The sequence below is a fragment of the Vreelandella arctica genome (assembly GCF_037070215.1).
Lineage (GTDB): Bacteria > Pseudomonadota > Gammaproteobacteria > Pseudomonadales > Halomonadaceae > Vreelandella > Vreelandella arctica.
The window spans coordinates 197,005-219,455 of the sequence record NZ_JBANSN010000005.1; the positions used below are offsets into that span (position 1 = coordinate 197,005).

Here is a 22,451-nt window from a genome sequence, read left to right on the forward strand (position 1 = left end):
AATTAGTAAATTGATAGATTTTCAGACACGACAGGCGTTGCGCGATAAGTTTTGCACGAGAGATTCTGCACGATAAGTTTTGCAAGACAGGTTTCTGCAGTGGCAGCGCAAGCATAAACGTCACGACGTTATAAAAAAGGACGGTACAGCATGGCTTCCATTTCATCACTCGGTATTGGCTCAGGCCTCGACCTCAACGGTTTATTAGATCAATTGAAAGAGGCCGAGGAAGAGAAGCTGGTGCCGATTATTGAGCAGCAGGAAACTCAGAAGGCTAAAATTTCCGCCTACGGCCAGCTGCAAAGCGCGCTTTCAGCGTTTCAAGATTCCGCTGATGCGCTCAATGACAGCGCACTTTACGAGAGCCTTTCGACCAACGTGGGTGGAGAAGCGATCACCGCTACCGCCGATGCAGAAGCGCAGCCGGGCAGCTACAACGTAAGCGTTGATAAATTAGCGACCGCTGGAACACTGGCCACGGGCCGTGTTGATGCACCGGATGTTCAGCTTGTCGATACTGATACGACTTTAACATTAAATTTCACAGGCCAAGATCAAGGCAGCGTTGATATCAGCGTTACGCAGGGCGATAGCCTGGAAGACATCCGTGATGCCATTAACGCTAGGGAAGATAGCGGTGTTTCTGCGTCAGTGATCAACGATGGCGAAGGTTACCGTTTGGCTCTGAGTTCGTCAGAAACCGGTACTGAAGCGTCGATTGCAAGCAGCAATTTCAATGATGTTATCAATGTTACCCCCACGGATGTTGAAATCACCCAGGGCGGGCAAGATGCCGCGCTAAACGTTAATGGCATCGCGATCACCAGCCCTACTAACCAGGTTGAAGGCGCTATTCAGGGCGTAACGCTGAACCTTCAAGAAGAAGGCGAGAGCACGGTTAAAATAGAGCAGGACACACTCGCCGTACGCGAAGCCGTGACTAGCTTTGTGGATGCCTATAATGACCTAAAAGGCACCATGGGTGAGTTAACCAGTTTTGACGCTGAAACCGGTGCGGCAGGCGAATTGCTAGGCGATAGCGCCGTACGTACCGTTGAATCACGCATGCGCAGTGTGCTCAGTGGTGCTGTGGAAGGTGAGTTTTCAATGCTCAGTGATATCGGCATTTCACTGCAGACAGATGGCACGTTAGAAATCGATTCTGACGAACTTGATAACGCTATTTCCAGTAACCAAGATGCGCTATCAGCCTTTTTTGTAGGTAGTTCAGATGAAACCGGTATGGCGGGGCAGGTTAATACGATGGTTGAGCAATTGCTCAGCACCAATGGGACTGTTACTGGGGCGATAACGGGGGCGGAAAATCGCTCAGAATCGCTCGTTGAACGTTACACCCGCACGGAGCAATCCATTGATCAAACCATCTCGCGTTATCGCTCGCAATTTGGCCAATTAGATGGAATTATTGCGCAAATGAACCAAACGAGCAGCTACCTCACTCAGCAGTTCGATGCCTTAGACGCCCAGCTAGGTCGTGATTGATATTGACCGCTAGAAATTGACGTTTCCGACGCCTGCGTAAGCAGGCGTTTTTGTTGATAAAAACAAAATAGCCCAGCTAGCGGAAGAAAAAGCGCTAAAGTTGCCCTCTGTTCAGTCGATAAGCTAATTATCAAACTTTCTAGCGCAAACGATGCGCGTAATGTATTTGGTTTAGCCTTTTCACTGAGGAACATCCAGTATGGCGACAATAACCTCCCTTGGCGTTGGTTCGGGTCTTGACCTGACCGGCCTGTTGGATCAACTACAGGATGCGGAGCGTGGCAAGCTCGCCCCCATCACGCTGCAAAAAGAGCAACAGCAAGCCAAAATTTCAGCCTACGGCCAACTGCAAACTTCGCTCGATGCGTTTCAAGATGCAGTAGCCAAAATCAATGACCCAAAGCTCTATCAAAGCCTTTCCGCTAATGTTCGTGGTGATAGTATTACCGCCACGACCACAGCGAGTGCGCTACCGGGTAGTTACCGGGTAGAGGTTAGTCAGTTAGCGACCTCGGGCACGCTCGCCTCCGCGCGTGTCGATACAAAGGATCAACCGCTCGACCTGCAAGGTGCCACCGCGCTCAAACTCACGTTTGGCAATGGCGATTCGGTAGATATTGCTGTCGCAGCAGACAGTACGCTAAGTGAGATTCGTGATTCGATTAACGCCAACAAAGAATCAGGCGTTAACGCGACTATTATCAACGATGGCGAAGGCTACCGGCTGGCGCTAAGTTCCAAAGCTACCGGTGTCGACGCCTCTATTGACAGTTTTAGCTTTGTAGATGCTGCAGTAACCGGCCCATTCGGTGAAGCGACAGAAGCTGGGGCCAAGCAACAAGGGCAGGATGCGGCGTTAACCGTTAATGGCATTACGATTAGCAGCGCCAAGAACCAGATTGAAGGCGCTATTCAAGGCGTGACGCTCAACCTTGCTGAACTCAGTATTGCAGAAGGCGAAACTGCTTCTAGCACGGTTAATATTGAGCGTGACACGCTAAAACAACGCGAAGCGATTAACGGTTTTGTAAAAGCGTTTAACGAGTTAAAAGGCACCATTGGCACGCTGACAGCGTTTGACAGCGAGAGTGGCAGTGCAGCGGAGCTATTAGGCGACAGCACAGTGCGTACCATTGAGTCCCGCCTACGTAGCGTATTAACAGGGGGTGTGGAAGGAGGCGAGTTATCCACTTTGAGCCAATTAGGGATTACGCTGCAGCGCGACGGCACGTTAGAAGCAGATGACGACAAGCTAAGCGATTTGGTAGCCAATAATCCACAGGCGCTCAGTGACTTTTTTGCCGGTGACGAAGATGCGGGCGGCCTAGCGGGCAAGCTCGAAGCATCCATTGGGCAAATGCTGGGTGATAGCGGTGTGCTGAAGGGCGCGATCACAGGTGCGGAAAATCAAGTAAAAAGCCTGGATACTCGCTATGAGCGCATGGAAAAAAGTATCGAAAGTACGATCTCTCGTTACCGTAGCCAGTTCAGCCAGCTCGATGTAATGATCGCGCAAATGAACAGTACAAGCTCGTACCTCACACAGCAGTTCGATGCGCTGGATGCACAGCTGGGGCGCGATTAATAGCAGTCATTAGAGCGGCCTAACGGCCGTTTCTAACACAGCAAAGTAGTTTTATCATTGCGTGCGCCTTGCTACACACCTTGCAAAGATGCCCAGTAAAATACTGTCATGCTAAGATAAGTGAGACCCGAAAGGAGGGCGCATGGCGAATCACTACGATACTGGCTATAAAGAGCTCTTCAGCTACCCCGAGTTTGTCCAGCAACTGATAGAAGGTTTTGCACCGCTAGAAATCGCCGAATTAATGGATTTCAGTACATTGCAGCTACACAGCGGGAATTACATTACCCCGCTGTTTGAAGAAAAATTTGAAGACCTGGTATGGTCCGTGCAGGTAAATTGGCAAGGGGTTACCCAAGAAGTCTACCTTTACCTACTGCTAGAGTTTCAATCCACCGTAGACCGCACTATGCCCATTCGGCTTATGCACTATGTGGCCTGCTTTTATGATCATCTGTTAAAAACGAAAGCCACCACACCAAGTAAAGGCTTGCCGCCTATTTTTCCTATTGTGTTGTATAACGGTACTGAGCGCTGGACGGCTAAGCACGATGTATATGAGATGGTGCAGCCGGAACCGCCCGCTTTCTTGCAACCCTACCAACCGCATCTACGCTATTATTTAATTGATGAAGGCGCTTATAGTGGTGAGGAACTGGCGCAGCGTCATAGTGCTCTAAGTGGTGTGTTTGAAATAGAAAAGGCCTCGGTAGACCACACTTCGCTACAGCAAGCCGTGGATAGGATCGTCGGCATCATCCAAAATGATGCTAATAAAGAGCGGATCGATAAGATTCTAACCCGCTGGCTAAAGCGCCACCTGCAACAGCTGAATGCCGGTATCAACCTGGATCAGTTACATAGCTTAGTGGAGGACAAAGACATGCTGGCAGAAAATTTAGAAAACTGGCGTCAAAAAGAGCGGCAGGAAGGTCGGCAGGAAGGCCGCAATGAAGGCCGTCAAGAGGGTCGCCAAGAAGCTGAACTGCGTGCGCTAGAAAGCAAACGTCATGCGGTGCGTAAACTTATCGCCTTGACCGAAATGAATGACCAGCTGATCGCAGAAATTGAAGAACTACCCGTTGAGGAAGTAGAAAAGCTACGTGCTGAAACCCAACACTGAGTGGGAACAGCGCTGTCTATGTTATCGCGAACGCAGCGATCTCAGCCTTACCCAGCCGCCGCTTGAGATTGCCGTGTCGCTGCGTTTTTTGCACAGGCATTCAGCGCAGTAGGGATTCGGGGGAGTTTAGTACTTCTTGTGTCATGGTCAGAAAGGCAGTAGCAAAGCAAGCTGCGTTAATACTGCCGGTAAGGTAGTTCGCCCGACTATAGTTTACTTACCCTCTTGTTACATGGCTGCCAGCGCATCTTCCGTAATGGGGTTGCGTTTAGCATCAAGGATTTGGCCACCCAACGCCGCAACTTCACGAGTAAAGGTGATTAAGTCATCTGGGTTACGTGAAACTTTGCGTGCATTCAAAAAGCGGATCAAGATCGAAACTCCCTGCACCGGCGTGTGTTCGCCTTCTTGATGCAGCGGCGGTAGTTTACCCGGCGAGGTGGCGCTGGCCACCATCAATGGGTAACCCTGAGGCCCTGGCGGAAGGTGGAAGGCACCCAGCTCTATCTCGTAAAATGCGTTTTTCGCGTTTAACATCTCTCCCAACGCTTGATTAATCGCTTGGCTAGGGGCATCAAACACCACGAACAAGCACTGCTGAGTAGGTTTTTTGTTCTGTTGATGGGATTTTTTGCGCAGGCTTTGATGCGAGGGAGCGTCTGCTTGTACCACCGGCGAGGCTGTCGCCTTGGAAGGCGAAGTCGAGCCGTTACGTGGGGCGATCACTACCTTATAAAACAGCACAACGCTCACTAGCCCTAACACAATAGCGACGCCAGCCAGTAGTAGCGGGAGGAGTAAAGAAGTCATGGGTTGTCCTTTCGTGCTTTTGGATGATATTACGATACGCTCCTACGCATAAGAAAGCAGTGGCTTGACTAAATTACTCAGCCCAGCCTTTCGTACGATCACCAAAAATTACATAAATTTTTACTACTTTCCCTAAAGATTCTCCTCGCGGTGCCGTTAATTAATATAACGGCACACACAGTGGCCGAAAGCAGGCCTCAGGGCCAGTGTCCAAAGCAAGGAGTATCACACCATGTCAGTGATCAATACCAACATCACATCGATGATCGGCCAGCAAAACCTGAGCAAGTCTCAGAATGATCTGCAGACTTCTATGGAACGCTTGAGCTCTGGCCTGCGCATTAACAGCGCCAAGGATGATGCCGCCGGTCAGGCTATCGCCAACCGCATGAGCAGCCAGATCACCGGTCTAGCTACTGCCCAGACAACGGAAGGTGGCTTAAACCAGGTTAACGAAAACTTACAACGTATTCGTGAACTGACTGTGCAGGCTTCCAACGGCACAAATAGCGAAGACGATTTACAGTCTATCCAAGATGAAGTTAACCGTATTTCAGAAGAAACTGACTTTAACGGTACGCGCGTATTATCTGAAAGTTCAGAACCGCTTCAAATCCAAGTGGGTGCGGAAGATGGCCAAACCATCTCAGTGAACCTAGAGACCACTAACAGCAGTACGCTAGGTGTAGCTTCCTTTGATGTCCGCAATATGCTGTCAAGCACTAGTTTCTCTGCGGTTAGCGAAATTGAGCTAGACGGGGCTGTTGTCGATAATCGTACTTTATCCGCTGTTAATACGTTTACTCCAGGTACAGGTGCGGTTGGATCTAACATTACGGCTGATGGTGTCTTCCAGGTCGATGCAAGTGCAACCACTGCAGTGGGCTCAGATTTCGCTGTGCGTTGCAGCAAAATGACACCTCTGGTGAAGGCGCTATTACTAACCCAGCCACTTCTATTGTTAACGCTGATGGTGCACCTGTAACATCCATTACTGAGTCAATTGGTGTAACGAATGCAAGCACAGATATTACTGGATTAACGGGTGTTGATGTTACTCCTGCAGGGACTAGCGTAGCTACTACTGGCTTTTTCGGAGCAACTGCAGGCGACGTTGAACTATTTGCTCGTGAAGATGTGGCGAATGGATATGCTGTTGATGTAACTGTAGCTCCGCGGCTGACCTGCAAGCTACCCAGGTTGCTTTATCCAACATTGAAAATCCGGGTGCTGGCAACGGTGTTACGGATATAAATTATTCTGTTGCAGCACCAGCAGCCGGCGATAATCTCTACAACATCGAAGCTGATGGTGGAAATGGCGCCAACGCCGAAGGAATATACAGGAGCTGCCGATTTTGCTGTAAAGGCAGATGAAGAAACCGGTGAAGTATCTTGGGATTCTAGTTCTACAGCGCTGGCATCTACTGATGTGAATGTAGCGGGTGGCGCGCAAACGCAAGCAGTAATTTCTTCAGTTGAAACCGTAGCAGTAACAGCTGCAGATGTGCCAGAAGGTAGCTATGTCCAAGTCAATCAGACGTCAGGCACTATTACTAGCATTTCTATTGCCCAAGACGCCGATGGTAAAGATGTTCAGCTTACCGTTGATGCCCTGAGCACCCTGGACAACGCACTTAGCCAGATCGACTCTTTCCGTTCAGACCTGGGTGCCGTACAGAATCGCTTTGAGGATGCTATCACCAACCTAAGTACTAACGAGACTAACCTTTCCGCTGCGCGCTCACGCATCGAAGATGCTGACTATGCAATGGAAGTAGCCGATATGACGCGTGCTCAGATCCTGCAGCAGGCTAACCAGCTGCCGCAGAACGTCCTGTCTTTGTTGGGTTAATCTAAGGCGGTATCTCCTATCACCGCTTAACGAACCGGCCCTGTTGTGGGGTCGGTTTTTTATTTAAGCCGTTAGAATTTAGGACGTATCAAAACTGCCTGCTACTCAGGTAGTCTATAAATGAAGACAACCTAAACGATAATTATCCGTAGAGTTAACAATGGCTAAACCTTCTCGATCCAAAGCGCGCTATCCTCAACCGGGCATTAAACTTGCTAATAATGCTGTGCGGGAGCTCACAGTTGCGCAGGCAAAGCGGTTAACGAATAAAACACCCAGCGATGCAAATGCCTGGGTGCAGCTAGGAGTAGCCTATATTCGCGTAAATCAACACGCAGAAGCCATTGAGCCGTTCCAGCGAGCGGTAAACTTAAAAGAGGGAGCCGCGGATATTCACGCTTGGCTAGCAGCCGCCTACCAAGGATCAGGTGAGTTCTTATTGGCCAAGGAAAGCGCTCAGCACACGCTCACGTTAGATGAGTGTAATGTTCGGGCATTGATGATTCTTGCGATGATTGATCAGGATAATCATTTGTCTGCCAGTGCTTTGAAATGGTTAGAAAAAGCCGAAAATTACGAGCCTGAAAATGCGGATGTATTACATGCTAAGGCACGTGCGCTTTTTGGCCTGAATCGTTATGAAGAAGCGGAAATAATACTTGAAGATTTGACATGCCGTTACCCGAAAAACCTGGGGTACTGGAATGAACTGGGTGTTGTTCAACGCGAGCTGGGTGAGTTAGAAGCATCAGCGAATAGCTTCTATCAATCCATTAAGTATGGAGATAGTCCAACACCGTTTTCTAATTTGATTACTGGGTTTCATTACGACCCAGCCAAAAAGCAAAGCGATATAGCAGCCGTTTGTCGAGAGTGGCAACAGCGTTATGGCGTCCAGAACCCCCTCCCACGCCCTGTTCCCGATGACTTGTCGCCTACCCGAAAATTACGTATTGGGTTGTTTTCGGATGGGTTTCGTCAGCACCCTGTGGGCAACATGATTATTGCTGCTCTGGAAAGTACTCATCCAGAAGAAATGGAGTTTTACTTTTACTCCACAAATGTGAGCAGTGACGCTATCACTAAGCGCTTTCGCAAACTGGCAAGTCATTGGCAGGTAATTAAGTATCTAGATGATGCAGCGTTCAATCAGCAGGTGCGCGATGATAAAATTGATATCCTATTCGACTTAGCGGGCCACAATGCGGGAACGCGCTCAAAAGCTATTTCTATGCAGCCTGCACCGTTGATTGTTAAATGGGTCGGCGGGCTGATCAACACTACCGGTGTTGAAGCGATTGATTACTTAATAAGTGACCATATCGAAACACCTGAAGGTGAAGACAAGCACTACACTGAAAAACTAATTCGGTTACCAGACGACTATATCGTTTATTCTCAACCAGTTTATATGCCTAACATTGGGCCCCTCCCAGCAATATCTAATGAGTTCATCACCTTAGGTTGCTTCAATAACCCCACAAAGCTTAACGCTCAATTATTGAGCGAGTGGGCAACATTGATGCATCAGTTACCGAATTCACGTTTATTTCTGAAGGGAAAGCCCTATACCAGCGAAAGCTTCTGTGAGCGTATTTATACGTTAATGGAAAGCTTAGAGATTGAGCGGGAACGAGTGTTGCTAGAAGGGCCAGCAAATCATTGTGAGCTTCTCAACAGTTATAATCGTGTTGATATCGCGCTCGACCCATGGCCTTACTCCGGTGGGTTAAGTACCTGTGAGGCGTTGCTGATGGGCGTGCCAGCAGTGACTTTGCCTGGCCCTACGTTTGCTGGTCGGCATAGCGCTTCACACTTGATTAATGCTGATATGGCTGAATTGGTGGTAAGTAGCTGGGACGAGTACCGCGAAAGAGTGATTGAGCTAGCTAGTGATACTGATAGTTTAAGCACTATTCGTAACAGCTTGCGGCAGGTGTTATTACAGTCTCCAATGTGCGATGGTCGCCTTTTTGCCAAACACTTTATGTTGGCTATGCGCGCTATTTGGCAGCGTTACTGCGAAGATAAAGCGCCAGCGGCGCTTACTTTCAATAAAAATAGCGAGCTTTGGTTTGAAGACGATCAAAAGCTGCTGGACATACAGGTGGAAGAGAAACCACCTGAGCCTGAGAAGGGTTTCAATTGGACATTCAATGGCCAAATCGTGGTGCTGGATAATGCCAGTAAGACGCTGAGGAATCGTGCCCTATCACTGATGGTTAAGACAAACGCTTTCGCTATTGTGGCATTTGATCCGCAAAGTCTAATTAAAAAGCCTGAAATTTTTGCCGCTAATGAAAATATCCAGTTATTTCAGCATGCTTTGTTGGGTGATGGACAGCCGCTGACGCTGCATGCGTGTCTTGAGTCAGACCTAAGTAGCACCTTACTACCGCTGCCAGATGAACAATTACCCCCTCATAAACGCATGGGGGCAAAAGTATTAACGACACTTCCTATTAATACTATTGCTTTAGACAGCATTGAGGGTCTAGCCAATTTGGATTGGCTAGTACTAGACGGGCTGAGTGATGCCACTACAATTTTAGAAAACGGAAAACGCGCTTTACAGGATACGCTTTTAATTGAAGTTCAAGTGGCTTTTCAAGCTACTCACGAACGCCAGCCCAACCTTGCCGAGCTACAGCACTGGGGCAGCCGCAACGGATTCCGCTTTTATCGTTTAAATGCTCCACGTCATATCAGTCATTTACCAGAAAGAGTAGCTGCAAAAAAACGCCAAGCCACTGAGCTGGAAAGTGCTGATGCGGTTTTCTTACCCAGTCATCAACGTATGGCAAAGCTGACATACAATCAGCGTATGAAACTTGCTTTCTTACTTCATACTATCTATGGCATACGTGACATGAGCTATGAGTTGCTGGCGGAAGTAGATGTACAAAAAGCAGAAGAGTATTTGATTGCAGAGGGTGTGGTTGAGACTAAGCTACAGCCAACCCCAGATTTTCCTGTGAGTGAAACGCCAGAAAGTCGGGAACAGCAAGTATTTTCATTGCCTGACGCACCGTTTATGTCACTTGCGGAGCGTAAACTGTTCAAGAAAAGCTTAAAAAAAGCACAACACTATTTTGAGTTTGGCTCGGGCGGCTCCACCGTATGGGCAGTAAAGGAAGGCCTTACAGTAAAAGGTGTGGAAAGCGATGCTAAGTGGGTCAATGCGCTGAAAGAAAAGCTGGGTGAAAAATGCCAAGTAGAGGCTGTGGATATTGGCCCGACGAAGGAGTGGGGATTTCCCTTAACTATGCAGAACTTTTCAAATTTTCCGGCATACAGTCAAGCCATTCATCAGCATCTCCAGTCGTTTGATCTTATTCTTGTTGACGGTCGCTTTCGCGTGGCTTGCACAATGTCAGCCATTCAGCACATTCTGAAGCACTCAAAAGAGCCTCAGCAGGCCCGTATTTTTATTCATGATTTCTGGAACCGAGCTCACTATCACGTTGTATTACCTTTTTTGGAAACAGTAGAAAAAGTCGAGTCTGCGGGTCTTTTCAAAATTGCAGATAATGTTAGTCAGGATGCGGTCGCCGCAGTGTGGGAACAATATGCACAACAGCCACAGTAATATGTGGCTGGGGGTTTGAGTCATAAGTCACCAGAAGCTGCACCTCTAATATAGCTTCTGGTGATTGTATACATAGCCATAGTAAAGCATCGGGACGACACTGGGAGTTGGCTCACTAAGATCAATGCGTTTGCACCACTTTTTTGTTAAGAGAAGGTTGAATATGCACCCTGATGAACACGAGCAAGTGGCACTGGAGCTGGAGGCGCTAATCCGTGATACCCAAGCCACCATCGACCGAATCGAAACCTACGGGCTTAACAATACAATGCCCAAAGATTACCAAGCGTTGCTGGATATTTTGGATAACGCCATCAAGCAGCAACGCGCGCATACGCAGGGAATGCTATCGGGCTAATGCGCGAGTGTTGTTTGAAAATCTCGCCAATAGCTAATTTTGACAGCACTTGGTTTTACACGTTACTGCCTCGCTCTCGCATTGAGCCGTCACGGCAAAAATACGCCACACAATTGCTCCCCGTTGTGATTACACCTGTATCAGCTATATTCAAAATAAGAATAAAAATTAACTTTAATATTCTTTTATTCGTTTTTGTCGTAGGGGTAAGATGGTCACTATCAATGCCGCATGACTTTCTATGCGGCTATTCGTATCGTCGGACTATCGACCAACGAGGAAACAGACTCATGCCACTACCACGCAAGTTGACTACCACTCTCGCAGCGCTTTCGCTGAGCGTTACTAGCGGGTTGTTCGCCGCGACTGTCCACGCCGATACACTGCGCGTGGGCATGTCGGGCGGTTATTTCCCCTTTACGTTTGTGGAGCAGGACGAGCTTAAAGGCTTTGAAGTTGATGTGATGAATGCCGTGGGTGAGATCACCGGTGATGAGATCGAATTCGTGACCGCTAGTTTCTCTGGCCTGGCGGGCATGCTGGAGTCTGGGCGTATCGATACCATTGCCAACCAGATTACGATCACCCCTGAGCGCGAAGCCAAATATGTTTTTACTGAGTCCTACGTGTATGACGGCGCGCAGGTTGTGGTGCGGGCGGGTAATGATTCCATTCAAGGCGTTGAGGATCTGTCCGGCAAAAGCGTGGCGGTGAATTTGGGTTCCAACTACGAACAGTTACTGCGTGAGCAGCCGAACGCCGACGAAATCGATATTCGTACCTATGAATCCAACATTGAGCAGGATGTGGCGTTGGGTCGGGTAGAAGCGTTTGTGATGGATCGCGTGAGTGCGACGCAAGTCATTAAAGAAAAAGGCTTGCCTTTGGAGCTGGCGGGGCAGCCGTTCTCGACCATTGAGAACGCGCTACCGTTTCGTGATGACGAAGCGGGCCGCGAGCAGCGCGACCGCGTGGGTGCAGCGCTTGCCGAACTGCGTGAGAATGGCGAGCTACGTGAGATATCGGAAAAGTGGTTTAATACCGACATCACCCAGCCGTAACGTTTAGGCTACTCTGTTTTAACGCGGCCGTGGCATTGCCACGGCCGTTTGCTTATAAGCGGTCTAATCTATGTTTAATTATTATGTTTAATTATTATGCTTAATATCGAATATATGTGGGGGTTGTTGCCGGTTCTGCTGCGCTATCTGCCGCTCACGCTTCAAATGGCGACGATCGCCATGTTCTTTGCGCTGATTCTGGCGTGCCTGCTGGCGGTGGTTCGCGTATCAAAAGTGCCGGTGTTAAACGGGTTTTCGCTGCTGTTTATCTCGTTTTTCCGCGGTACGCCGTTGCTGGTTCAGCTGTTTCTTTTCTACTACGGCCTGCCGCAGCTGATTAGTTCGTTGATCGCGATTACCGGCGTCACCGCTGCGGTGCTAGGGCTAACGCTGCACTTCTCTGCCTATATGGCCGAGTCCATCCGGGCAGCGATTGTCGGGATTGACCGCAGCCAGACCGAAGCCGCGCTCTCCATCGGTATGACCCAGTCGCAGTTAATGCGGCGTATCATTTTGCCCCAGGCAACCCGCGTGGCAACGCCAACGTTGATGAACTACTTCATCGATATGATCAAGGCAACTTCGCTGGCTTTCACGCTAGGCGTCACCGAATTGATGGGCGCGACGCAAAAAGAGGCGGCGGGCAGCTTTCTCTATTTGGAAGCGTTCTTGCTGGTGGCGCTGATTTATTGGGCAGTCGTGGAAGTGCTCTCCTGGGGGCAGCGTCGGTTAGAAATTTACCTGAATAAGGCCTACCAACGATGATTTCGCTGCAAGGCATAACCAAGCGCTTCGGCGGCCACACGGTGTTTAACGATATCGACTTGAGCCTTGCCCAGGGCGAGATCATCGTCATCATTGGCCCTTCCGGTACGGGAAAGTCGACGCTGCTGCGCTGTATTAATTTCCTTGAAAAGCCGGACGCCGGACGCTTGCAGGTAGGCGACCTGAGTGTGGATACCCAGCGCGCCAGCCGGGCAGATATTCTGGCACTGCGCCGCCGCACGGCGTTTGTGTTTCAGAACTACGGCCTGTTCGCCAACAAAACCGCGCTGGAGAATATCAGCGAGGGGATGATCGTGGTGGACAAGCTGCCCAAGGACAAAGCACACGCGCGGGCCAGGGAAATTCTGGAACGCATCGGCCTGGCGGATAAAGCCGATGCTTACCCGGCGTCACTTTCTGGCGGCCAGCAGCAGCGGGTAGGCATCGGCCGCGCCATGGCGGCCAATGCCGATGTAATTCTGTTTGATGAGCCCACTTCGTCCCTTGACCCACAGTGGGTGGAAGAGGTCTTGAGCCTGATGAAGCAATTGGCGGTAGAACGCCAAACGATGATCGTGGTCACTCATGAAATGCAGTTCGCGCGGGAAGTGGCGGATCGCGTGGTCTTTATGGATGAAGGTGGGATCGTTGAACAAGCGCCGCCTGAAGAGTTGTTCACTGCGCCCAAAGATGAGCGAACGCGCCATTTCTTGCGCAAGATTTTGGCGCCTACCGGGCAGGCAGTGCCGTAAATGCGGTGCTGGTTTTTTAGGTGGCACAAGCTAAGTTAATGCCAAGCGTGGCTATGGATGGAAGCAATGCCGTGCATGTTATGCTGACTTTCAGTTCACCTGTTTTTTGAGGTTGCTATGCCAACTGAAAACCGGCTCAAATTGCCTATTGGCGTTCAGACCTTCTCGGATATTCGTGAAGGTGGCTACTACTACGTTGATAAAACACCCGATATTCACCGTCTAACGGAAGAGGGGAAATACTTTTTCCTCTCTCGTCCGCGTCGCTTCGGCAAAAGCCTGTTGCTTGATACCCTGCGCTGCCTGTTTGAAGGCCGCAAAGCGCTGTTTGAAGGGCTGTATATTCACGATAAATGGGATTGGCAAACTGAGCATCCGGTGATTCGTATTAGCTTTGCCGATGGGCATTTGGCTAGTCGTGAAGATCTGGATACCCATATCCGCTATCAGCTGGCTCAGCATCGCGAGCGTCTGGGCATTGTCAGCGAGCGGCCCAAACTAATTGCCAATGATTTTTCGGATCTGATTCGCCGCACTCACCAGAAGTTTGGTCAACGTACGGTAGTGCTGATTGATGAATACGATAAACCAATTCTCGATAATATCTTAGCCCCAGAGCGGGCGCGTGAGCTGCGTGAAGGGCTGAAAAACCTTTACAGCGTGCTCAAAGACGCCGACCCGTATTTACGCTTTGTGCTGTTAACGGGTGTTTCTAAGTTCAGCAAAGTGAGCCTGTTCTCTGGGCTGAATAACCTGAACGACATTACGCTGGATGCGCCTTATGCTTCCATTTGTGGGTACACCGATGAGGATATCGACAGCGTCTTCGCTCCTGAGTTACCGGGATTAGACCGTGCTCAAATCAAGCATTGGTATAACGGCTACCGCTGGGGTGGGCAGGAAGTGACCGCTGTATACAACCCTTTTGATGTACTACTACTGTTCCAAAAGCGCCAGTTTGGCCCCTATTGGTTTGAAAGCGCTACCCCCACATTGTTGGTAGAAATTCTAAAACAACGCGGGGTGTTTACGCCGTCACTAGATCAGCTGGAAACCGAGGCTGAGCTGCTGGGTCGTTTTGATGTTGACCATATCGGTACTGAGGCGCTGTTATTTCAAACGGGATATCTAACCGTTAAGCAGGTGGAAGAACCCATGGTGGGGTATCGGTTATATACCCTAGGCTTTCCTAATCAAGAAGTAGAAACCAGCTTAAACCAAGCGTTACTGCCGGTATTAGGTGTTGAAAACTCAGCGCGTGAGCGCAAAACGCTGTTTACACATTTACGCGCCCATGATTTAGCCGGTCTTGAAACTCATCTTAAAGCCCTTTACGCCGGGCTACCCCACGATTGGTATCGCAACAATCCTATTGCTCAATACGAAGGTCATTATGCCAGTGTCTTTTATAGCCACTTTGCCGCCCTTGGGTTAAGCGTTACGGTGGAAGACGCCAGCCATTTCGGTAAGGTGGATATGACAGTGGATTTCAGTGGTCACCTTTACCTGTTCGAATTTAAAGTGGTGGAGCAGTTGCCAGAAGGCAGCGCACTAGAGCAGATAAAAACCAAAGGCTACGCCGATAAATACCGCGCCCAAGGTAAACCTATCCACTTAATTGGCGTGGAATTTTCCCGCCAGCAGCGCCAAATTGTGGCATTTGATATGGAGACGCTCTCTTAATGCCCACTATCACCCAGTCATTACTAAAAAGCATTGAGCAGTTAGCCTGTGAGGCAGGCGAGGCGATTATGCAGGTCTATCGTCGTGAGTTCAGCGTAGAAATAAAAGCCGATAACAGCCCGCTGACTGAGGCGGATAAAGCGGCCCACGCGATTATTGCCCGTGGCTTGCAGGCGCTTACCCCTGAGGTGCCGGTACTCTCCGAAGAAGATACCCAAGGCTTTAACGGCGCTAACGCTGAGGGCTTTTATTGGTTGGTCGACCCGTTGGATGGCACCAAAGAGTTTATCAAGCGCAATGATGAGTTCACCGTCAATATTGCTTTGATTGCTCAAGGAAAACCGGTGTTGGGTGTGGTGGTTGCCCCTGCCTTGCAGCTTACTTATCTAGCCGCTGAAGGCGTGGGGGCCTTTAAGGTTGGCGCTGATGGGCAGTGGCAGGCCATTCAGGCGTCATTACCGCCGCAAGCGGGGCGGCCTTGGCGCGTGCTGGGCAGCCGTTCGCACCCGAACCCGCGTATGGCAGCATGGTTAGCAGCGCTGGGGGAGTATAAAACTCAACCCATGGGGAGTTCGCTGAAGTCGTGCTTTATCGCGGAAGGTAAAGCGGATGTCTACCCGCGTTTTGGCCCCACCAGTTTGTGGGATACCGGCGCTGCTCAAGCGATTGTCGAACAGGCCGGTGGGCGAGTGGTCACCCTGGACGATCAGCCTTTAAGCTATGCCAATCCCCAGCAGGTGCTTAACCCCGATTTTGTGGTGTGGGGTAAGCGCTAGACTGTGTGCAAGCGCTATTGCGTGTGAATGATGATCTGATTACGGCCGTTTTCTTTCGCTTGATAGAGCCCGATGTCCGCTCTTTTGAGCGCAGGCTTTAACGATTTTTCTTCGGCAAGCACAGGGGTTACCCCCAGTGATGCCGTGATGTTGAGCGCTTGTTGCGTACCTTCATATTCAACCGTGGTGGTCGCTTCTTCAATAGAGGCACGAATTCGCTCTGCCACCTGCTGAGCCTGCTCAATAGCGGTGTTGGGGAGTAACACCGCAAACTCTTCACCCCCAACCCGGCACAGCAAGTCTTCTTGGCGAAGCAGGTCGCTGACTATTTGCGTGAAGTTTTTCAGTACGTCATCGCCCACATCGTGGCCATACTCATCGTTGATGCGCTTAAAGTGGTCAATATCTATTGTGATAAGCGCTATGGGGTGATTTTGGCGCCGCGCCCGTGACATCTCAATTTTTGCTTGGGCTTGTAAGTAACGCCGGTTAAACACGCCCGTTAGTGGGTCGGTCATAGCTTGCGCGCGTAGTTTTTCTTCAAGCTGTTTACGCTCAGTAAGGTCAAACACCGTTGCTCGTGAATGCACAAAACCACCGTTGCGCGTGTAGGCAGAGGCTTGAATCATCACGTGACGCTGTTCGCCGTTACGCGTAAGTAAACTGCATTCAGCGCTGCCAGTTTGATTGTCCTTCACGTTTTGGAAGGCTTTTTCAAACTGATCACGTGTTTCTGGTGTAATGAGCTCTCGATAATCGATATGACCTATCACTTCCTTGGCAGAGTAGCCTAGCCAGGCAAGTTCGGTGCGGTTCATTTTGACCACGCGACCGGACTTATCGAGCGAGTGGTAGCCGCAGGGGGCATTTTCATATAAATCACTGACTTCATAGGCGTGGCGCTGAGCGGCTTGGCGTAATTCCCGTTGGCGTTGGCTGCTGAAGGCCCAAAATATCCCAAATGCCACAGCATCGCCGTAGGTCAGCAACAGAAACCACAGGACAGTGGTCTCTTCTTTAAACAGAGATTGCCAGGTAGGGCGGGGGAGCGTGACCCCCAGTTTCCACGGCTGGTAGGCGTTGTCGCTAAAAATAGTACCTGCCAGGCTGCGGTAGCGCTGGGTGCGTATATCTTCGGTTTGAAAGCGCAGTAGATGGTTGTCTACTGTGACGTTGCCTTCATTGCGCTGCTGCATGGCTTGCCAGTAGAGGGGAGAAAGCGCAGCAAAGTTGCCACCAAAACTCGCTGTATCTACTGATCCGATACCTTCATCCAGCAGCCACTTGCCTTGGGCATCAATTAAAATCATATTGGCGTTCTGGTCAAGTAACATGGCCTGGCGCAAGGCGTCAGTCAGGTAATCCCAATTAAGGCTTAAAAGTACCACGCCACGGCGCTCGCCGGTGGCATCAAACACAGGGGTGGAAACGTTGACCACTGGAATCACGTCGCGGCCAAATAACTCGAACTGCAGGTTACGGCCAGGCGGTGAGATATACAGGTCGCGTGGTAACAGCTTGGATGCTTCTATGAAGTAGTCAGTATTAACATGAAGGTTGCCCGATACCAATGCTCCCGTTTCACTGCTTCTGGGTGCGCGCAGCACTTCACGCCCTTGATTATCAATCAGAACTAGCTTGGTGTAACGAGCGTTGTGGCTGATCAAGGTCGTTAAAAAGTGAGAAAGCTGGGATAAATCGCTAAGTGAATATTGTTCGTTAGTTAGTGTCGTTAAATTTTGCGCAGCGAGGTAGCGCCTTAATTCAGGCATTTCAGCAATGGCTAGCGCGTAGTTAAGGCTTTCATTAATATCGCGGGTTAACGCTTCTTGCCCAACGGTTAATAGGGCATTGGCTTCGTCATTCAGGCTATTGAGCCGTGTTTCCATATGAACATGGAGAACAGGCAGCAACGTCGTTGAAACTAGGATCAGCGGTATGCTCACAGCTAGCAGTAGGCGAGTGTGTAGGCGGCGCAGTGGCACGGCAATGTTTCCTGTCTAAAATAGGCGGCCTGGTAAGGCAGCCTGTTTTTCTGTTTTAGAGGTGAGGCATGGCGTTTATAGGGGAAGTTTTATCAGCCATTTTCTAGGGTGGCGTAAGCGTCCGTGGCAAGTGTTTTAACATCCCAAGCGGCATGGGCTTGGAGAACAAGAAACCTTGCAACAGGTCGCATTGGCGTTGCTGCAGATCTATTTGCTCTTCACGTGTTTCAATGCCTTCGGCGACTACCGCTAAGTTTAAGTGATGGGCCATGGTGATAACACCTTGAACGATGGCGGCATTCTTTGCGTTTTTTGAAATGCCTCGAATAAATAGAATGTCGAGTTTTACCTTGCTGATAGGAAGGTCGCGTAAATAGCTGAGACTCGAATAACCAGTGCCGAAGTCATCCAGCGCAACGCTAATGCCCAGGTCTCTTACTTCAGTGAGTAGCGCAACGGCTTGCTGGGTATTCGTCATTAGCGTGCCTTCTGTTACTTCCAGTTCCAGTAAGGCAGGGGGGAGACCGCTAGCGTCAAGCGCTGCTTTAACTTCGTTCATAAAGCCTGTGCGCTGAAACTGCATTGGTGAGATATTGACCGCCACCGCAAGGGGGCGCTCACGGCCAGCATTAAGGGCCGCAATATCATGACAGGCGCGATCCAACACCCAGCGACCAATGGCAATAATTTGCCCCGTTTGCTCGGCAATTGGCATAAACACGCCCGGTGAAACAAGGCCTTTGGTGGGGTGGTGCCAGCGTATCAGCGTTTCCACACTTCGAATGTCGCCGCTAACGGCATCCACGATGGGTTGATAATACGCTTCAAATTGCTCAGCTTGTATGGCTTCTTGTAATTCTCGCCTGATAACAACATGTTCGGCGACATTGTCGATGGCATCACCGCAGTACCATTGCCATGTATTACGCCCTTGGCGCTTGGCATCTTCCATCGCGAGGCTAGCATGGTGAAGTAGGTCATGCGCCTGGGTGGTACTGCCTTTATTAGAAGCGATTCCAATACTGGCGCTGATGTGCAGGCAGTGTTGGTAGAGTGTAAATGGCTGAGCAAGGGCCGCTAATAAACGATTCGTGAGGGCAATCGCTTCTTGTTCGTTTTGGGAAGGGGCTAGCAGTACCACAAACTCATCGCTAGAGAGGCGTGCCACACTAACGCCCGCTGTCACGGTATCTAGTAAGCGTTGCGCCACGGTTTTAAGTAACTGGTCTCCTAATCCATGGCCAAACGCATCATTAACCGGCTTAAAGTCATCTAAGTCGATATAAAGCAGTGCCAGTTCCTGCCTCCGCGATTTACAGCTTTGTAGTGCATGCTCCAGGCGTGTTTGTAGTGCCCCTAGATTTGGGAGCCCGGTGAGCGGGTCGTGAGCTGCTTGATAAGCAATACGCGCTTCCTGCTCTCGCTGGCGTGTAATGTCTTGTTGTATGCCGATAAAATGCGTACATACGCCCGTTTCGCTAAACACGGGGCTAATCGATAACTGGTTCCAAAACAGAGTGCCGTCGCGGCGGTAGTTACGTAGCAGTACTTGCACGTCTTGATGTTGAGTGACACCGCGGCGAATTTCTTCAACGGCTTCCGGGTTAGAATCTTCGCCCTGTAAAAAACTGCAGTTGCGGCCCAGTGCTTCTTCAGCGCTGTAACCGGTAATGTCGGAAAACGCACTGTTTACATACACCAGAGGCAGGTGGGGCTGCGTGGCATCTGCCATCACCACGCCGTTGGGGCTGGCTTCGATTCCCCGTTTGAGTAGGCGTAGCTCGCTTTCATCCTGTTTGCGCTGAGTAATATCACGGCAAATCGCATAGACGCCTATCATTCGTTCATCGGCGATAATCGGCACGTGGGTGACTTCAAGCTGAATGGCATGCTGATGACTGTTGATGCTAAGAGCTTGATAGCTTTGATGTTGCCCTTTTAAGGTGGCGTTAAAGGCAGCTTTTGCCTCTACGAGAGCGTCGATATGGAGCAGCTGAAAAAAAGCGTTACCGGTTAAACGCTCATTGGCGATACCGGTGATATGCGCTGCGGCTGAATTACAGTGCTTGATAATGCCATCAAGGCTCAGCTCAAATATGGCATCGGGATGATGGGTAAACAGCGCGTGATGGCGCGCCTGCAAAGCGTGAGGTACATCCTGTACGTTATAATTGTTTGCAATACTCTCCTTAACGTTTGCCATGAAGACTCTTTTCACAAGTTAATCCGTGTCACAAATTTGTCATAAAATAGGCGTTGGCTTTGGCGGCGTTGACTAAGGAAACGCTGCATAAATACAGCCGTGGCTGCCTAAGTGCCACCGGCAGGGTAAAATATCGTCTTCCACTGTCCGACTGAGTTTCCAATGAAGCAGATCTCGTTTGCTCAGGCTGAGCACCAGAACAAGAAGAAGGTCACCCGCCGGGAACGGTTTCTGGCGCAGATGGAGGCCTTGATGCCATGGCAACGCTTGATTGGGGCGTTGTCGCCGTCCTACTTTCCGACGTCGGCGGGCAAGCGCGGTCGGCCACCCATCGGTCTGGAACGGATGTTGCGGATCTATTTCCTCCAGCAATGGTATGCACTGGCCGATGAGGCGCTTGAAGATGCCATCTATGACAGCCAGGCCATGCGCGACTTCATCGGTATCGACCTGGCCATCGAGAGTGTTCCCGACGCGACCACGTTGCTTCGCTTTCGCCATCTGCTTGAGAAGCATGCCCTGACTCAACGGATCTTCGAAGAGATCAATGCCAGTCTGGCTGACCAGGGCCTGTTCATGCGCGAGGGCACTATCGTTGACGCCACCATTGTGGCGGCGGCGCCTTCCACCAAGAACAAGGCCAAACAACGTGATCCAGAGATGAAGCAGACCCGGAAAGGGAATCAATGGTTCTTCGGGATGAAGGCCCATATCGGCGTCGATGCCGTGACGGGGCTGACCCACAGTGTGGCCGCCACCTCGGCTAATGTCGCCGATGTCACCATGACGGGGCATTTGGTTCGTGAGGATGACAAGCGAATATACGGCGATGCGGGTTATCTCGGCATGGAAAACTATCTGGGTGAAAATAAGCATGACCCGGACACTCGGTGCTGCGCCGCTGCCAGACGCGGCGCCATCAAGCGAATGGAAGACAGTCGAAAGAAAGCGCTGCTGCTGGCCTTCGAAAAGACTAAGGCCAGTATCCGCGCCAAGGTCGAGCACCCGTTTCATGTCGTCAAAAATCTCTTCGGCTACCGCAAGGTTCGCTACCAGGGACTGGCCAAGAACCAGGCGCAGCTGCTTAGCTTATTTGCACTGGCTAATCTGGTGCTGGCGGGACGATGTCAGAGACATCTTGGTGGGGGTAGTGTGTCTTGAATTCGGCTGGGCAGCCGGAAAACAAGGCTGCCAGGTAAAAAACGCCACTGACAGTGGCTAAAGATTGATCGCGGAGATAGTACTCGGGCCACATTGGGAACGTCAGTTGCCCACATACAAATTGATCAGCGTTTCCCTAACCATTGCCCAAATGAGTAGGCTCGAAAGCTTCGGTAGCGGCGGCCACGTAATGGCCGCCGCGCTATTTTAACTATTCCATGCGGTTAGCCGTGTTGACTTGGTCCGCGCTGAGCTCGGTAAGCTATGTTGAACGCGTATGTTTTTCATTTTCCCCACTTTAAAAAGTAATAAGATGCGACTGCTTTTTAAGGCGTGCCATGCAGCAGCTTTAGAATTAATTGTATTAGCTTGTTTTTATGGAGCTGGTTGAACGTTGCAAATCGATCAACGTGGTGCTCAAGGAGGCAGCTAGGCAAGTTTGGAAAGCGCTTAATACTAGATTTTCTAGTTTTAATTGACTAGCACGATGGTGCTCTTCAGAGTGTAACGCTAAGGTTGTTTTGTGTCTTCCTTTAATCTTTTTTAATGATGCTTTTTGTACGGAACATGTCTCTTTAAATATATAAAAAAACAGAAAAATTTAATTGGCGTGCAAAAATAAGCCGTGCTTGAATCCATAAATCACCCCATCGACCTTGGGATTCTCGATCAACGACCATTGACAACGGCTAGCAAGCGCGCATGGTGCGTGATAGACTATGCCATCCTCTCAGACAGACCCGTGAATGGGCAGCTCGATTTAACTGCCTATTATACGTTTTGGTAGGGTGGAAAAGCCTGCCAAATCAACTGGTTGTTATAGACCTGATCAGCTAGTTGTTAGAGAAGTGTCATGTTGCGGAACGTCGTGCTGTCATAGCGCAGCCGACAAACACATATTTAATTTCGTTGCCGTTTTTTCGGCAACCTTTATTCTCCAAGGAGATACCCTGTGGCGAACAGCAAGCAAGCTCGCAAGCGCGCCCGCCAGGCCGAGAACCGTCGCGTCCTGAAATCCAGCCAGCGCAGCATGGTCCGCACCTACATCAAGCGTGTAGTGAAAGCGATCAGCACCGGCGACCACGCTAAGGCAATGGAAGAGTTCAAGGCCATGCAGCCGGTCGTTGACCGTATTGCAGACAAAGACGTGCTGTCTAAGAAGAAAGCAGCTCGCCTGAAGAGCCGTTTGAACAAGCGTATTAAGGCACTGGCGGCGTAAGCCGGCAGGCGCCATAAAAAAACC

General features: G+C 50.1%; 17 protein-coding genes. 14 read left to right on the forward strand and 3 right to left on the reverse strand.

What is annotated here, in order from left to right:
* Positions 1–150 precede the first annotated feature (150 nt).
* The 3 genes from fliD (V8L70_RS06610) (at position 151) to V8L70_RS06620 (ending at position 4,211) form a co-directional block, all read left to right on the forward strand.
* Positions 151–1,503 (forward strand): flagellar filament capping protein FliD, encoded by a 1,353-nt coding sequence (fliD, locus tag V8L70_RS06610; protein WP_101146418.1) that lies wholly within the window; start codon positions 151–153, stop codon positions 1,501–1,503.
* Between the two features lie 199 nt (positions 1,504–1,702).
* Positions 1,703–3,088 carry a flagellar filament capping protein FliD gene (gene fliD / locus V8L70_RS06615; protein WP_101146417.1) on the forward strand — a complete coding sequence of 462 codons (1,386 nt, stop codon included), beginning with the start codon at positions 1,703–1,705 and terminating at the stop codon, positions 3,086–3,088.
* A gap of 142 nt (positions 3,089–3,230) precedes the next feature.
* Positions 3,231–4,211, forward strand: coding sequence for an Rpn family recombination-promoting nuclease/putative transposase (locus tag V8L70_RS06620; RefSeq protein WP_101146416.1), 981 nt, complete (start codon positions 3,231–3,233; stop codon positions 4,209–4,211).
* A 228-nt stretch (positions 4,212–4,439) separates the two neighbouring features.
* Here V8L70_RS06620 and V8L70_RS06625 read toward each other — a convergent pair whose 3' ends face one another.
* Positions 4,440–5,021 carry a cell division protein ZipA C-terminal FtsZ-binding domain-containing protein gene (locus tag V8L70_RS06625; protein ID WP_101146415.1) on the reverse strand — a complete coding sequence of 194 codons (582 nt, stop codon included), beginning with the start codon at positions 5,019–5,021 and terminating at the stop codon, positions 4,440–4,442.
* Positions 5,022–5,253: 232 nt separating this feature from the next.
* Here V8L70_RS06625 and V8L70_RS06630 point away from each other — a divergent pair, with 232 nt between their 5' ends.
* The 9 genes from V8L70_RS06630 (at position 5,254) to cysQ (ending at position 15,859) form a co-directional block, all read left to right on the forward strand.
* Positions 5,254–6,006: a flagellin N-terminal helical domain-containing protein gene (locus V8L70_RS06630; protein ID WP_336269080.1), complete on the forward strand. Its 753-nt coding sequence runs from the start codon at positions 5,254–5,256 to the stop codon at positions 6,004–6,006.
* A gap of 278 nt (positions 6,007–6,284) precedes the next feature.
* A complete protein-coding gene (locus tag V8L70_RS22890) occupies positions 6,285–6,875 on the forward strand; it encodes a flagellin (RefSeq protein WP_431313214.1) in 591 nt (196 codons plus the stop codon).
* A gap of 160 nt (positions 6,876–7,035) precedes the next feature.
* Positions 7,036–10,464, forward strand: a complete 3,429-nt coding sequence (locus tag V8L70_RS06640; protein ID WP_336269081.1) for an O-linked N-acetylglucosamine transferase, SPINDLY family protein — start codon at positions 7,036–7,038, stop codon at positions 10,462–10,464.
* 163 nt (positions 10,465–10,627) lie between these two features.
* Positions 10,628–10,822, forward strand: a complete 195-nt coding sequence (locus V8L70_RS06645) for a hypothetical protein (protein WP_101146681.1) — start codon at positions 10,628–10,630, stop codon at positions 10,820–10,822.
* Between the two features lie 290 nt (positions 10,823–11,112).
* Entirely contained in the window at positions 11,113–11,883 is a 771-nt protein-coding gene (locus V8L70_RS06650) for an amino acid ABC transporter substrate-binding protein (RefSeq protein ID WP_101146682.1), read from the forward strand.
* A gap of 96 nt (positions 11,884–11,979) precedes the next feature.
* A complete protein-coding gene (locus tag V8L70_RS06655; protein ID WP_101146683.1) occupies positions 11,980–12,648 on the forward strand; it encodes an amino acid ABC transporter permease in 669 nt (222 codons plus the stop codon).
* Complete coding sequence (locus tag V8L70_RS06660) at positions 12,645–13,400, forward strand: amino acid ABC transporter ATP-binding protein (protein WP_101146684.1); 756 nt, start codon at positions 12,645–12,647, stop codon at positions 13,398–13,400. The genes V8L70_RS06655 and V8L70_RS06660 overlap by 4 nt, the downstream gene beginning before the upstream one ends.
* A 117-nt stretch (positions 13,401–13,517) precedes the next feature.
* Positions 13,518–15,083 carry an ATP-binding protein gene (locus V8L70_RS06665; protein ID WP_101146685.1) on the forward strand — a complete coding sequence of 522 codons (1,566 nt, stop codon included), beginning with the start codon at positions 13,518–13,520 and terminating at the stop codon, positions 15,081–15,083.
* A complete protein-coding gene (cysQ, locus tag V8L70_RS06670) occupies positions 15,083–15,859 on the forward strand; it encodes a 3'(2'),5'-bisphosphate nucleotidase CysQ (protein ID WP_101146686.1) in 777 nt (258 codons plus the stop codon). The genes V8L70_RS06665 and cysQ overlap by 1 nt, the downstream gene beginning before the upstream one ends.
* A 14-nt stretch (positions 15,860–15,873) precedes the next feature.
* Here cysQ and V8L70_RS06675 read toward each other — a convergent pair whose 3' ends face one another.
* Together V8L70_RS06675 and V8L70_RS06680 are read right to left on the reverse strand one after the other, a co-directional pair.
* Positions 15,874–17,844, reverse strand: a complete 1,971-nt coding sequence (locus tag V8L70_RS06675; protein WP_336269082.1) for a sensor domain-containing diguanylate cyclase — start codon at positions 17,842–17,844, stop codon at positions 15,874–15,876.
* A gap of 103 nt (positions 17,845–17,947) precedes the next feature.
* Positions 17,948–20,047 carry a putative bifunctional diguanylate cyclase/phosphodiesterase gene (locus tag V8L70_RS06680; RefSeq protein WP_101146743.1) on the reverse strand — a complete coding sequence of 700 codons (2,100 nt, stop codon included), beginning with the start codon at positions 20,045–20,047 and terminating at the stop codon, positions 17,948–17,950.
* A 162-nt stretch (positions 20,048–20,209) separates the two neighbouring features.
* On the opposite strand from V8L70_RS06680, the gene V8L70_RS06685 reads away from it, so the two are divergent.
* Both V8L70_RS06685 and rpsT read left to right on the forward strand, forming a co-directional pair.
* Positions 20,210–21,208 carry an IS5 family transposase gene (locus V8L70_RS06685; RefSeq protein WP_101146784.1) on the forward strand — a complete coding sequence of 333 codons (999 nt, stop codon included), beginning with the start codon at positions 20,210–20,212 and terminating at the stop codon, positions 21,206–21,208.
* Between the two features lie 952 nt (positions 21,209–22,160).
* The gene (rpsT, locus tag V8L70_RS06690; protein ID WP_008959243.1) at positions 22,161–22,427 is read left to right on the forward strand and encodes a 30S ribosomal protein S20; all 267 of its coding nucleotides are present in this window, start codon (positions 22,161–22,163) and stop codon (positions 22,425–22,427) included.
* The last annotated feature ends 24 nt before the right edge of the window (positions 22,428–22,451 follow it).